This is a genomic window from Hymenobacter sp. 102 (assembly GCF_049949205.1).
Classification (GTDB): domain Bacteria; phylum Bacteroidota; class Bacteroidia; order Cytophagales; family Hymenobacteraceae; genus Hymenobacter.
Genome location: NZ_CP188172.1, coordinates 250,739 through 264,117 on the forward strand (window position 1 = coordinate 250,739; position 13,379 = coordinate 264,117).

Sequence of the window (13,379 nt, forward strand, 5' to 3'; positions counted from 1 at the left end):
AGCCGCCGGTCCGAAACGCTTCGGGCCGGCGGCTTTTTGGTTGGCAAACTGTGCAGTCACCGTCTTGAGAAAAGCAGCGGATTCGCGCTACAGCCTAAGCCAGCTGTCCTTTCGGGCGAATCAGGGCCTGGGGCCGCTCCCCGATTTGCTGGCGCCACATGGCGTAGTACAGGCCGCCTTGGGCCAGTAGCTCTTCGTGGCGGCCGGCTTCGGCCACGTGGCCGCGCTCCAGTACAAAAATCCGGTCGGCGTGCAGGATGGTGCTGAGGCGGTGGGCAATGAGGATGGTAATATGCTGCCGGGAGCCGGACAGCTCCCGCACCGTCTGGCTGATTTCCTCCTCCGTAAGCGAATCCAGCGCCGAGGTGGCCTCATCAAATACCAGCAGCGTGGGATGGCGCAACAAAGCCCGGGCAATGCTCAGGCGCTGTTTCTCGCCCCCTGATACCTTCACGCCCCCTTCGCCAATTACGGTATCCAGGCCCAGCGGGGCGCGGGCCAGCAGGGAGTCGGCGGCGGCCTGGCGCAGGGCGCGCAGGCACTGCTCGTCGGTGGCCGTGGGGGCCACGAAGCGCAGGTTTTCCCGGATGGTGCCCGCAAACAGCTGGGTATCCTGCGTCACGAAGCCAATCTGCTCGCGCAGGGCATCGAGGTCCAGCTCGGGGCCGGGAATGCCGTTGTACAGGATGCGGCCCCGCTCCGGCGGATACAGGCCCACCAAGAGCTTCACCAGCGTGGTTTTGCCCGAGCCCGAGGGGCCCACGAAGGCAATGGTCTGGCCCAGCTCGGTCCGGAAACTGATGCCATCGAGGGCGGGGGAAGCGGCCGTGAGGTGCTGGAAGTGCACGTCGTCGAACTCCAGCGTTTGGATCTGGCCGATGTTTTTGGGATGAGCCGGCTTTACCTCCTTCGGCGTATCCAGAATCTGCTGGTAGTTGGCCAGGGAAGCCTCCGTTTCGCGGTAGATGTTGATGATGGTGCCCAATTCCTGCAGCGGCCCGAAAATGGCGAAGGAGTAGAAGAAGAACGTGATGAACTTGCCTGGCTCAATGATGCCCTGCACCACCAGAAACACCAGCATCAGCAGAATCACGTTGCGCATCAGGTTTACAAACGTGCCCTGCACAAACGATAGGGAGCGGAGGTAGCGCACCTTTTTCAGCTCCAGCTTCAGAATTTTTCCGGTGGTGGCGTTCAGCCGCTGGGTTTCCTGCTGGGCCAGCCCCAGGCTTTTGATCAGCTCAATGTTGCGCAGGCTTTCGGTGGTAGAGCCGGCCAGGGCCGTGGTTTCGGCCACAATGGTTTTCTGAATCACCTTGATGCGCTTGCTCAGAAAAAAGCTCAGCGTGGCCAGCAGCGGAATGGTGAGGAAATACACGAGTGCAATGGGCCAGTACACGCTCAGGGCGTACCACGTCACGAAAATGATGCCCACCAGGGAGATAAACAGCACGTTGATAAAGCTCTGAATGAGCTTCTCCACATCGGTGCGCACCTTTTGGAGCTTGCCCAGGGTTTCGCCCGAGCGTTGGTCCTCAAACACTTGGTAGGGCAGCTCCAGGGAGTGCCGCAGGCCGTCAGAGTACAACGCGGCTCCCAGCCGTTGGGTGATGACGTTGGTGTAGTAATCCTGGAAGTTCTTGGCAATGCGCGACACCATCGCCACGCCCAGCGCCTGCAGCACCAGCCAGCCCGCGCCGCCCGTCAGAAACTCCCAGAACGATGGGTGTAAGCCACTTTTCAGCTTCGGCGACACGTACCGGTCAATGATTTTGCCCAGAATGTAGGGGTCGAGCAGGGAAAATACCTGGTTGATGGCCGCCAGCAATAACGCCAGCGCCAGCAGCCCCCAGTAGTTCCGAAGGTAGCTGTAGAGTAATTTCATGAGCAGCAAAGAGAGAGGAGAGAGCACACAAGCCGCAAAGCCCCCGGAAAGTTTTCGGGAGGCGCTAAACGGGGAGTTTATCGACGGAGGACTTATTCCAGTGCTGGACAATGGCGGGTACGCTACTCTCAATCCAGTCAGCGAGACGGCGCACGTGCTGGGCGGCCTGCTGGCCCAATGGCGTAAGGCTGTATTCCACGTGCGGGGGCACTACCTCGAAAGCCACGCGGTGCACTAGGCCATCGGCCTCCAGCCACTGCAGGGTCTGGGCCAGCATCCGCTCACTTACGCCCCCAATCAGCCGGCGCAGCTCGCTGAAGCGGCGGGTTTCGCCCTCCAGCACCAGCAGCACCAGCACGCCCCAGCGACTGGTCACGTGCTTCATCACCGTGCGCGAGGGACAGGCGGCCGAGAGCAGGTCGCCGCGCCGCATCTTTTCCGTTAGCGTAGCGGCTTCCAGAGCAGGAGGTAATTTATCTTTTTTCATACTTACCTTTTTGTACGTACTTACTTTACGTAAGTATAGCACATACTTTTGCGGCGTTCCTCACGTAACCGATGAAACCCATGAAAATTGCCGTTACCGGAGCCACCGGCCAGTTGGGCCGCCTGGTAGTTGAAAAGCTGAAAACCCGCATACCCGCCCACGAAGTGGTGGCGCTGGTGCGCAACCCCGCCAAAGCCGCCGACCTGGGCGTGGAAGTGCGCGAAGCCGATTACGGGCAGCCCGCCACGCTCAGCACTGCCCTGGCTGGCGTAGATAAGCTGCTGCTGATTTCCTCCAGCGAAGTAGGTAAGCGGGCCGAGCAGCACCACAACGTCATCGAAGCTGCCAGGCAGGCCGGGGTGCAGCACATCATCTATACCAGCGTGCTGCACGCCGATACCTCACCGCTAAGCCTGGCTGATGAGCACCGGGCCACCGAGGCCGAGCTGAAGGCCTCGGGCATAGCGTACACGCTGCTCCGCAACGGCTGGTACACCGAAAACTACACGGGCTCGGTAGGCGGTGCCGTGGCCGGTGGGGCTTTTATCGGCAGTGCCCAAAACGGTAAAATTTCCTCGGCCACCCGCGCCGATTTTGCCGATGCCGCCGTGGCTGTGCTAACCAGTGAAGGCCACGAAGGCAAAACCTACGAGCTGGCCGGCGACGAAGCCTACACGCTGCCGGACCTGGCCGCCGAAATTTCGCGGCAGACCGGTAAGGACATTCCCTACCGCAACCTGCCCGTGGCCGACTACGCCGCCGCGCTGGCCAGCTTCGGCGTGCCCGAAGGCTTCGCCCACGGCATTGCGAGCTGGGATGCAGATGCCGCCGAAGGTGCCTTGTTCGACGACAGCCGCCACCTCTCCCGGCTGATTGGCCGCCCCACCACGCCGCTGTCCACGGCCGTAGCCGCGGCCCTCAAGTAACCAGATAGAAGGTCAGGTTAAATCACCGTAAAGCCCGCTGCCAACAAATTGGCGGCGGGCTTTTTCCTAGCGGGCGTCTGTGGCTGTGAAGAGGTTAGATGCCGCAGGGTGTTGTTAAGCCGTGGCCTCACCGGCGGTGCCGGCTACCAGCCGGGTGCTGCCCGGCACCATAACGGGCGGCGCGGCGGTGGGGCGGTAGTGCTGGGCCAGCAGGTGGGTGATGTGCGGTGGCTCGGGACCCTGGTGGAGCGGCCGGATCTGGCTTTTCAGCGCGGCTTCATCCCGGCTTACGCCCCGGTCGTGCTGCTGCTCATGCTCCTCCCACGATTCCACCAAGAAGTATTCCACCATGCGCGTTGGGTCGGCCAGGTCGGCGTAGAGGCCCCAGCCAATAGCGCCCTCGCGCCGCCGAATGCGGCCCAGCTGCTCCATGAGGTAGGTGAACAGGGGCCGGTGCTCGGGCAGAATGCGGTACGTGGTGGTGATGATAACGGGCCCTTCGGTGGCGGCGGGTTCTTCGGCCAGCACCGGCTCTAGCCGGGCCCGGGCAGGGGTATGGTCGAGGGCTTCGGGCGAGTTGCGCAGGGAAAATTTCAAGACCAATAGCGTGCTCAGGCCCAGCCAGCCGGCCGCCCCGCCCAACGCCAGCGGCAGGCCCCACTGCTGGGCTACCGAGCCCCACACCACCGAGCCCAGCGCCATACCGCCCTGAATAGTGAGCAGGTAGAGGCTGATGGTGCGGGCCTGCACCCAACGCGGTACCACCGTCTGCACGCCCACGCTGAAGGAATTCAGCACCAGCATCCAAGCCATGCCCACCAGCGTGAGCAGCCCGTAGAGCAGCCATTTATTATCGGCGAAGCCCAGCCCCAGCAGACCCACGGCAAACGCCGAAGTGGCCAGCGTCACGCGCCAGTCAATGCTGAGGCGGCGGTTAAGGCGGGGCAGGGTCACGGCGGCAATAACGGCCCCCAGGCCCATGCACGAGAGCAGCAGGGAGTAAAACGAGGTGGGCAACTGCAGCCGCCGGGCCACCACGGCGGGCATCAGGGCAAACAGCGCGCTGGCCCCAAACGTGAAGCTCACGCCCCGCACCAGAATATGCTGCACGGCCGGCGCAAACCGGGCGTAGCGCACCCCGCCCCGAATGGCCGCCACCACCCGCTCGGTAGCCAGCGTGGCCGTCGCCTGTGGCTCCCGTTTCCAACGGTACACCATGTAGATAGTCGCCAGAAACGATAGTCCGTTCAGCAGAAACGCCGCCCCCGCCGAGAAATACCCGATTACCAGCCCGCCCAGCGCCGGCCCGAAGGCCCGGGCCAGGTTGAAGCTCACGCTGTTGAGGGCAATGGCCTGGGGCAGTTCCTGGCGCGGCACCAGCTCGGGCGTTACGGTTTGCCACACGGGGTTATTCAGCGCCCCGCCCAGCCCCAGCAGAAACGTCAGCGCGAGCAGCAGCCAGGGCGAGTTTAGACCCAGCAGCGTAACGGTAGCCAGCAGCAGCGCCACCACGGCCATCCAGGTTTGGGTGGCCAGCAGCATTTTGCGGCGGTCCACCAAATCGGCCAAAGCCCCGGCGGGCAGGCTTAGCAGGAAGATGGGCAGCGCCGAGGCCGTTTGCAGCAGCGCCACCAGCACCGGCGAGGCAGTCAGCTCCGTCATCAGCCCCACGGCCCCCACGTTCTGCATCCAGGTTCCAATGTTCGATACGAACGAGGCCACCCAGAGCATCCGAAAAAACGGAATTTTGAGCGGCGTGAAAGGTGAAGTGGACGTTGCTGGCGGCGCGGGGGCAATAATCGGAGCAGACATATTGTTCCTTTACGTGATGGTGGGGTAGGAGGGTACGGGGACGGGAGGGTAGGCGGTATTGCGAGCAGCGCGAAGCAATCCGTCCTTTTCGAAGCCCCGAGCCCTGAAAACCGCAAAGCCCCTGCCATCCGCTCGGACGTCAGGGGCTTTTGCATAGGCCGATGCTTGGCGCGTTATAAAGGACGGATTGCTTCGCGCTGCTCGCAATGACAGGTTTCCGTCGCTACAACCGTATCCCGATGCCCGGCCCGAACAGGAAGAACAACGACTTCTTGTTCATCAGGTATCCCCCGCCCAGGTACAGTGGAAACGTGAGCTTGGCGTCGGAGCGGGTGGGGTACACCGAGCCCAGCACCACAATGCCCAGGTCCCGGTTCACGTTGGCATCCTGGCTCAGGTTGAAGGCATTCAGGGCCACAAACCCGGCCCCCACTTTGTACGGGCGCAGCTTGTTGATTTTGGTGGGGTGGTAGAAGCTGAACTGGGCCAGCGTGGCCAAGGAGATACCACCAAACGAGGTAAAGCTCGACTCGCCCTTGTATTTGGTCAGCAAACCGCCCGGAAAGCTGATATCGATATCAAACTTTACCCGGCGCTGCAGCACTAACTCCAGCTTCTGGGTAAAGCCCGGCTCACTATACTGCGCCTGGTTGTGGCGCACCGTCACGATAATCGTGCTCCAGTCGTCCAGCGAATACGTTTTGCGGGAGGAAAGCAGGTTGTTCAGGCTGATATTGCCCACCTGGCATTGCTTGTCCTGGTAAAAAGCCGCCCGCACCGAGCCTTCATCCGGACAAATCACCACGTTGTCGATGGTGCGCATCTCAATCAGCTCGCCCTTGGCGTTCTGCGTCCGGATGTCAAAAGTAAGGTACTGCTTGCCGTAGAGCTGCTTATCGGAGTCAATAGCCCCGGTATTAAAGCTGAATACCACGTCGCTCACCGTCCGGTCGTAGAGCACCGGACCGTTGAGGCGGGTAATCGGGCGTGGGGCCTCGCCAAAGGTGACGCCCACAAAATCCAGCGGGTGGGGGCGCTGAAACTCCCGCACCGCCAGGCTCTGGCCGGTAGCCTGGCCGGCGTTGTAAATCGTGATGCGCCGCTTATCAATGGTAATGGGCACCTGCACCCGGTACACCACGGCCGCATCCGACTTCACGCTGGAATCGGACGGAATCACCCGCACATCATCAAAGTGAAACCGGGCCCGGCTCAACGACTCGCCTTCCAGGCGCACATCCACGGTTTCGCCGGGGTTTACGGTAGCGTTGGTGGTCCAGTCGCCGCCCCGGTGCCGCACGCTCACGGCCGTAATGGCAGTTTTGGGCGAAATATTGAAGTTGGTGATGTACTTGGCCAGGTCGTTTTCCTTGATGTAGAGGTAGCTTTCCGTCTGGCGGTGGGTGTTGTACACGCGCAGCCAGCACAGCACCCGGTCGTTGGTAAGGTACTGGCGCGTAAACAGCTCGGCAATCAGCGTGCCGCCGGCTTCCTCCTGGTCCTCGATGCGGTAGGTGCGCTTCAGGTCGAAGGTGCGGCCATTATCCAGAATCAGCTCCACGCCCTTGCGGCGCGAGTTATCATCCAGGGTAATTTCCTTCTTATCCACACTCAAAAACCGCAGCCGGGAGGCCTTCACCGTAAACTCCTGGCGAATGGGCGGCAGCGCGTAGGTTACGCGGCGGTTGTTATCGGTGAGGAAGGGTCGCTCCGTTTGAGGGCGCAGCGTGAGCTGACGGGTACCCAGGGCATTGGGCAGCACATGCAGGCGCAGCACGCCTTTTTCCTGCTCCAGGCGGTAGTCGATGTCCTGGCCGCGCGTCCACTCGGGCGTTACCCGGATGTTTTTGGCGTTGTTGCTGCTCAGGTCGAATACCTTTTCCTCGCCCACAAACAGCTCCGTGTCCGCGGGGCGGAACTCCAGGGTGGTGCGCGTAACGGGCAGCAGCTTCACGGTTTCGGAGCGCGGGGCAAACCCAATGGAGTCGGAGGGCTGGCGGAAGGTCAGACTCAGAAACTTGTTGCTGCCCAGATCCTTAAAGCGCAGCTTGGCCCGGTAGTACTGGGCCCCATCCACGGGCGTTAAGGAATCGAGCAGGGTGAAGTCGGCGGAGCGTTGCAGGCGCAGGCCCTGGCGGCCGGGTGTTTCCGGGTACACCAGCAGTTCGGCCGTTTCGTCGTCCTGGCGGTAATAGAAGTACAGCTGGGACTCGCCCTGCACCTGCACCGTATTGCGGCTGAGGCTGTAGCGGGTGGTATCGGTGCGCAGGCTCAGGTCGCGCAGAAGGGGGGCGCGCTGGGCGCGGGTGGTCTGGGCACAGAATAGCAGCAGACAGGTAACGAAAACGCCCGCCAGCCCGCGAATCCCGGAAAGGTGTAACACGGCAAACAAAGGAAAAACGGCTCCCGACCCACCGGAAGCTTCTGCAAAGGTAGGCCGCCCCACCGGCCGGTTGCACGGCCGGCCGGGGTTTTTGTGATAATTCTGGGGAAATAGGAAGTTGCCGGAAAAACAAAAAGCCTTCTGCCGGGTAGCAGAAGGCTTCTTATGTAGTCCGTAGGGGAATCGAACCCCTGTTGGCAGAATGAAAATCTGCAGTCCTAACCCCTAGACGAACGGACCAGTTATCCAAATCCGGCTGTCGTTTTCCGTTTTGGTGATGCAAAAGTAGTGCGTTTTCGACTTACTGCAAATACCAGCAGCTAAAAAAACTATTGAAAATGGCTAACCGTCGCAGAATCAGGCAAATTATTTTTGCTTTGCCCGGTTTCGGTCCCACCACACGTAGGCTCCGAACAGCACCACGCTCACGCCTGTCACCCAGAGCAGGCCGGTTTTCAGCCGCTCACTGTCTTCGCCCAAGTAGGCCAGCAAAGCAATGAGCGGCACTACGCCGGCCACCGTGGCGGTCATAAACTTCCAGTAGCCCATGCGGGCCAGGCCCGCCACGAAGCTGATAGCGTCGTCGGAGAGGGCGGGGGAGAGACGGGCAATGATGACGGCCCACACCCCGTAGCGGTCCACCACGTCCAGTACCTTCTGCTCGGTTTTGCGGCCCAGCAGCTTCTGCACGAAGGAGTCGCCCAGGGCCCGACCCAGCGCGTAGCCCACCGAGGAAGCCACCACCACGCCCAGCAGCGCCAGCAAAGACCCCCACCACGGCCCGTAGGCCAGAATGGCCACCAGAATCAGCAGCACCACGTTTACCACAAACAGGAACATCTGCACCACCATGGCTACCACCAGCACCACCGGCCCCCAGTAGCCGAACTGCTGCATCCAGGCGGCAATGCGCGGCTGCTCCCCCGACTTGAGCACTACCCAGGCCTCCTGAACCTGCTCCTGAAACGCGGGCCAGCCAAACCAGCAGCCCGCCAGCGCGGCCAGCAAGGCCAGGGTAATGTAGAGTGGTAAATGGCTACTGCGTTTGCGGGCAGCGGGCGAAGCGGTAACGATAGAAGACAAAACGAAGGAAAGGCTAGGGTGAGAACTGGTAAACTGACCCGGGACAACAGGGTTTTGGTGCGCATACGCACCCCACGAATCGGTGGCTGACACAACCTCAACGGGGCGGGCAGGGTACTAGCCTCTACCAGACGACGCCCGACGCCCCCAGGTTGCCGGGCAAATTTCCTGCTTCATGACAAAACATACCTATGATTTCGGCCTGATTGGCAACTGTGCTTTCCTGGGCCTGATTGGCACCGACACGGCCGTGCGCTGGCTTTGCTGGCCCCGCTTCGACAGCAGCTTCGTGTTTGGCTCGTTGCTGGATGAGCAGAAAGGCGGCGAATACAGCATCCGGCCCGCCGATGCAGCCCAGGAGTTCACCTCCCACCAGAAATACCTGACCAACACCAACGTGCTGCAGACCGATATCAGTACGGCCGACGGCAGCTACCGCGTCACGGATTTTGCGCCCCGCTTCCCGCAGTATGAGCGGTACTACAAGCCGCTGATGTTTATCCGGAAAGTGGAGCCGCTGGAGGGCGCGCCCCGCATTCGGGTAGCGTGCCGGCCGGTGGGCCGGTATGGCGAGCTGGCCCTCACGCGCCGTCGCAGCTCCAATCACATTGCATTTCTGGGCCTCGAAGAGGAAATCCGCCTCACTACCAACATTCCGCTCACCTACGTACTGGAAGAAGAGGATTTCGTGCTCAATGAGCCCAAGTACCTGGTGATGACCTACGGCGCACCACTGGAAGCCCCGCTGGAAAGCACTGCCGAGCGGTTTCTGCGCGCCACCATTGACTACTGGCGTACCTGGGTGAAGAGTACCAGCATCGGTAGCTTCCAGCAGAGCCAGGTGCTACGCTCGGCGCTGGTTCTGAAGCTGCACCAGTACGAGGATACCGGGGCCATCATTGCCGCCACCACCACCAGCCTGCCCGAAGCCCCCGGCAGCACCCGCAACTGGGACTACCGCTACTGCTGGATGCGCGACACCTACTACATCCTGACGGCCTTCAACAACATCGGGCACTTTGAGGAGATGGAACGGTATTTCCACTACATCGTGAACATATCCACCAAAGTGCAGGGCCGGTACCAGCCGCTGTACGGCATCAGTGGGCAATCGAAGCTGGTGGAGCAGGAACTGCCGCTGGCCGGCTACCAGGGCAACCAGCCGGTGCGCATCGGCAACGACGCCTACACCCATATTCAGAACGACGTGTACGGGCAGGTGCTGGTGGCCCTGCTGCCGCTGTACGTGGATTGCCGCTTCTTGGACCCTGAGCGCCGCGCCCCGGAAAAGCTGATGTACGACACGCTGGCCCTGATTGAGCAGACGATGGAGGAGCCCGATGCCGGTTTGTGGGAGTTCCGCAACCTGGCCCAGAAGCACTGCTACACCTACCTGTTCCACTGGGCCGGCAGCCACGCCGCCCGCAAGGTAGCCCGGGCCGTAGGCAACCCCGAGATGGAAGCCCGCGCCGACCGGTTGATGCAACTGGCTGCCGACCACATCGAGCAGTGCTACAACCCCGAACTGCAGGCTTATACCAACGCCATTGGCTCGCCCCACCTCGATGCCAGCGGGCTGCAGCTGATTCTGATGGGCTACCTCGACCCGGCCTCGGAGCGTGCCCGCCAGCACCTGACGGCCCTGGAAAATGCCCTGATGACGCCTGAAGGCCTGTTTTACCGCTACCGCCACGCCGATGACTTCGGCACGCCCGAAACCACTTTCCTCATCTGTTCCTTCTGGTACGTGGAGGCCCTGGCCAGCGTGGGCCGGGTGGAAGAAGCCATCCGGGAGTTTGAAAAGCTGACCACCTACACCAACCACCTGGGCCTGCTCTCGGAAGATGTGGATGCCAAAACCGGCTCACAGTGGGGCAATTTCCCCCAGGCCTACAGCCACGTTGGCCTCGTCAATGCCGCCTACCGCATTGCCCAGAAGCTGGCCAAACCCAATTTCGTGTAGGGTGTGATGATAAGAGGATAGTCATTGCGAGGAGGCACGAGGAAGCAATCCGTCCTCTTTAGTGCTCCAACCGTTGACCAATTCAAAAGCCCCTGACGCCAGTGCAGACGTCAGGGGCTTTTGCGTGAAACAGAGTTGGGTGCAGGAGAAGGACGGATTGCTTCGCTTCACTCGCAATGACGGGTGCCCTTTCACAATGATGGGTTACAGCAGGCTCCGCAGCAGCTGGCGCACGTCGGTGGTGGCGGCAACGTGGTAGCGGGCCAGGGAGCGGGCGGCGGTGCCCACTTTAATGGTATAGGCCTCGGGCGGCATGGCCCGGAAGGTGTCTTCGTCGGTACGGTCGTCGCCGAGGGCCAGGGTGAAATCGGGCTGGTAGGTAGCCAGCCAGCGGGCGGCGGCGGTGCCCTTGTTCAGCCCGGCCGTTTTGATTTCAATCACCTTATTGCCCTCCATCACCTGCAAATCGGTGTTGGAAGTCATGAAGGAGAGGTGGTTGAGTAGGTCGCGGGCCCGCACGGCCCCCAGCTCGGCGTCGGCGCGGCGGTAGTGCCAGACCAGGGAATACTCCTTGTCTTCGATGAACGAGCCGGCGGTGCGGGCCACGTACAGCTCCAGAATCGGCCGGATTTCCCGCTTCCAGTCGTTGTTGAGGGTCTGGAACAGCTGCCACTCCTCGCCGGCCGCCCGCAGCCACACGCCGTGCTCGGCAATGAAATCAACGGGCAGATGGCCCAACCAGGCTTGCAGTGTCGCCCGGTCGCGGCCACTGATGATGACCACGCGGTTCCGCGGCTCATCGGTGAGGGCGCGCAGCAGCAGCAGCAGCTCCTGGTCGGGCTGGGCGCGCTGGGGATTGGCGTGGAAGGGGGCCAGCGTACCGTCGTAGTCCAGCAGCAGCAGGCGGTTTTCGGCGGCGCGGTACTCGGTCAGCAGCTGCTCGGAGAGGGCCGGATGCAGGGTTTCCGTGGTGAGGGTGTGCTGCTTCATTTTGGTATACTCCAGCCGGTTCATGAACAGCCTGGTCCAGGCAAACACATTGTACTGGCGCACCAGGGCTTGCATGGCGCTCATGCGCTGCACCTGCTCGTCCTCGGGCATCACCAAAGCATCGTGCATGGCCTCGGCCAGCTCGGCCGTATCGGTGGGGTTGATGATGAGGGCATCCGATAGCTCCCGGGCCGCGCCGGCCCGCTCGCTCAAAATCAGCACGCCCTTCTGATCAACCTTGCTGGCAATGAATTCCTTCGCCACCAGGTTCATGCCGTCGCGCATGGGCGTTACCAGTGCCACTTCGGCCAGGCGGTAAAGGGAGGCCAGCTCGTCCAGCGGGAAGGAGCGGTAGAAGTAGTGAATGGGCGTCCAGGAGATGGTGCGGTACTGGGCGTTGATGCGGCCCACCAGCTCGTCGATTTCCTCCTTGAGCGAGGCATACTGGGCTACCTGGTCGCGGGAGGGCACCACCACCATAATCAGGCTCACTTGCTCGCGCCACTCGGGGTAGCGCTGCAGCAGCACTTCAAACGCCCGCAGCCGCTGCGCAATGCCCTTGGAGTAATCGAGCCGGTCGATGCTGAGAATCACGCGCACGTCGCGCAGGGCTTGCCGGTAGGTGGCCTCGTGGGCAATAGCCGCCTCGGACGCGGCGGCCTGCACGTACCGCTCGTAGTCAATCCCCATCGGGAAGGCATCGGCCAGCACCGTACGGGACCCGGTTTCAATCTGCCCGTTCTGGGAGGAGTAGCCCAGCAGCTGCGACACGGCGCTCAGGAAATGGCGCATGTAGCCGAAGGTGTGAAAGCCCAGCAAATCGGCCCCCAGCATGCCGCGCAGCAACTCGCGCCGCCAGGGAAGCACCCGAATCAGCTCGTAGCTGGGGAAGGGAATGTGCAGGAAAAACCCGATGGTGGCGTTTGGGCGGGCTTCCCGTAGCAGCTGGGGCAGCAGCAGCAGCTGATAATCATGCACCCAGATGGTGTCCTCGGGACCGGCCAGCTCCAGTACGGCCCGGCAGAATTTCTGGTTTACGGCCACGTAGGCGTCCCAGTGGGCCTGTTCGTAGGTGGCGTACTGGGTGAAGTAGTGGAAAGTAGGCCAGAGCGTGGAGTTGCTGAAGCCCTCGTAAAAGTCCCGGATTTCGGCTTCGGTGAGGAACACGGGCACCATGCTGTCCTGGCGCAGCTGCTCGCACACGTATTCCTCTTCGGCCGCATCTTCCACAAACAGCCCCGGCCAGCCTACCCACACGTTGCCCTCCTGCCGGTAAATGGAGCCCAGGCCGGTTGCCAGTCCGCCCTCACTGGGCTGAAACGTGAGGCTGTCGTCGGAGCGGAGGATTTTGGTAGGAAGGCGGTTCGAGACGATAATGGTGCGCGACATCGGCGGAAAAGGTTGGTGAACCCTTAGACGTACGGCAGAAAACCGTCCGCGGCCACTAGTTTCTTTCCCGATTTGTGTTATCGCGCCGGCCGCGTAAGTACTTAAGCACAACTGTAAAATACCCCGGTTTCGCCCTCGTCAGGCCCCAGCGGACTCCCGGCCAACGCGGCCCAGGCGCGTATCCTGAAAGCCGATATTGTGCTGGAAGATATAGCTCGGTATCCGGTCAAAGGCTAAGTGAAACCAGATTAACAAGTAATGTGCTTCTCGCCATCGGCCCCCGAATAAAACACCCGGCAGGCCCCGGAAAGCACCAGTTCTGAACGCGGAGTGGGTGCATGGTTGCGGCAAAACCAGCTACGCGGTTATGGGCGCCCGTGGTTGGTGTAGCGCGAACTTTGTAGTTTGCGTCCCCGTGCCGTTCAGATGGTTGTCGTTCTGGGGCGCGAAGTACGAAGTTC

General features: G+C 61.7%; 8 protein-coding genes and 1 tRNA gene. 2 read left to right on the forward strand and 7 right to left on the reverse strand.

Features of this window, described 5'->3' with window-relative positions:
- Positions 1–94: 94 nt before the first annotated feature.
- Together ACN19L_RS01095 and ACN19L_RS01100 are read right to left on the reverse strand one after the other, a co-directional pair.
- On the reverse strand, positions 95–1,885 hold the full coding sequence (locus ACN19L_RS01095; RefSeq protein WP_426491711.1) for an ABC transporter ATP-binding protein: 1,791 nt from the start codon (positions 1,883–1,885) through the stop codon (positions 95–97).
- Between the two features lie 64 nt (positions 1,886–1,949).
- On the reverse strand, positions 1,950–2,372 hold the full coding sequence (locus tag ACN19L_RS01100; RefSeq protein ID WP_426491712.1) for a winged helix-turn-helix transcriptional regulator: 423 nt from the start codon (positions 2,370–2,372) through the stop codon (positions 1,950–1,952).
- Positions 2,373–2,452: 80 nt separating this feature from the next.
- Here ACN19L_RS01100 and ACN19L_RS01105 point away from each other — a divergent pair, with 80 nt between their 5' ends.
- Entirely contained in the window at positions 2,453–3,298 is an 846-nt protein-coding gene (locus ACN19L_RS01105; RefSeq protein ID WP_426491713.1) for an SDR family oxidoreductase, read from the forward strand.
- Positions 3,299–3,412: 114 nt separating this feature from the next.
- Here the strand turns inward: ACN19L_RS01105 and ACN19L_RS01110 are convergent, their stop codons facing one another.
- The 4 genes from ACN19L_RS01110 to ACN19L_RS01125 form a co-directional block, all read right to left on the reverse strand.
- Positions 3,413–5,110, reverse strand: a complete 1,698-nt coding sequence (locus ACN19L_RS01110) for an MFS transporter (RefSeq protein ID WP_426491714.1) — start codon at positions 5,108–5,110, stop codon at positions 3,413–3,415.
- A gap of 223 nt (positions 5,111–5,333) precedes the next feature.
- Positions 5,334–7,493, reverse strand: a complete 2,160-nt coding sequence (locus ACN19L_RS01115; RefSeq protein ID WP_426491715.1) for a hypothetical protein — start codon at positions 7,491–7,493, stop codon at positions 5,334–5,336.
- A 168-nt stretch (positions 7,494–7,661) separates the two neighbouring features.
- Positions 7,662–7,733, reverse strand: a tRNA-Glu gene (locus ACN19L_RS01120).
- 126 nt (positions 7,734–7,859) lie between these two features.
- Positions 7,860–8,576, reverse strand: coding sequence for a TVP38/TMEM64 family protein (locus tag ACN19L_RS01125; protein ID WP_426491716.1), 717 nt, complete (start codon positions 8,574–8,576; stop codon positions 7,860–7,862).
- Positions 8,577–8,751: 175 nt separating this feature from the next.
- Here ACN19L_RS01125 and ACN19L_RS01130 point away from each other — a divergent pair, with 175 nt between their 5' ends.
- The gene (locus ACN19L_RS01130; protein ID WP_426491717.1) at positions 8,752–10,539 is read left to right on the forward strand and encodes a glycoside hydrolase family 15 protein; all 1,788 of its coding nucleotides are present in this window, start codon (positions 8,752–8,754) and stop codon (positions 10,537–10,539) included.
- Between the two features lie 204 nt (positions 10,540–10,743).
- On the opposite strand, the gene ACN19L_RS01135 is transcribed toward ACN19L_RS01130, so the two are convergent.
- The gene (locus ACN19L_RS01135; protein WP_426491718.1) at positions 10,744–12,918 is read right to left on the reverse strand and encodes a bifunctional alpha,alpha-trehalose-phosphate synthase (UDP-forming)/trehalose-phosphatase; all 2,175 of its coding nucleotides are present in this window, start codon (positions 12,916–12,918) and stop codon (positions 10,744–10,746) included.
- Positions 12,919–13,379: the final 461 nt, after the last annotated feature.

Bases quoted from the DNA above. Each gene is read 5' to 3' on its own strand.
- ACN19L_RS01095 (WP_426491711.1), bottom strand. From the start codon at position 1,885: ATGAAATTACTCTACAGCTACCTTCGGAACTACTGGGGGCTGCTGGCG.
- ACN19L_RS01100 (WP_426491712.1), bottom strand. From the start codon at position 2,372: ATGAAAAAAGATAAATTACCTCCTGCTCTGGAAGCCGCTACGCTAACG.
- ACN19L_RS01105 (WP_426491713.1), top strand. From the start codon at position 2,453: ATGAAAATTGCCGTTACCGGAGCCACCGGCCAGTTGGGCCGCCTGGTA.
- ACN19L_RS01110 (WP_426491714.1), bottom strand. From the start codon at position 5,110: ATGTCTGCTCCGATTATTGCCCCCGCGCCGCCAGCAACGTCCACTTCA.
- ACN19L_RS01130 (WP_426491717.1), top strand. From the start codon at position 8,752: ATGACAAAACATACCTATGATTTCGGCCTGATTGGCAACTGTGCTTTC.
- ACN19L_RS01135 (WP_426491718.1), bottom strand. From the start codon at position 12,918: ATGTCGCGCACCATTATCGTCTCGAACCGCCTTCCTACCAAAATCCTC.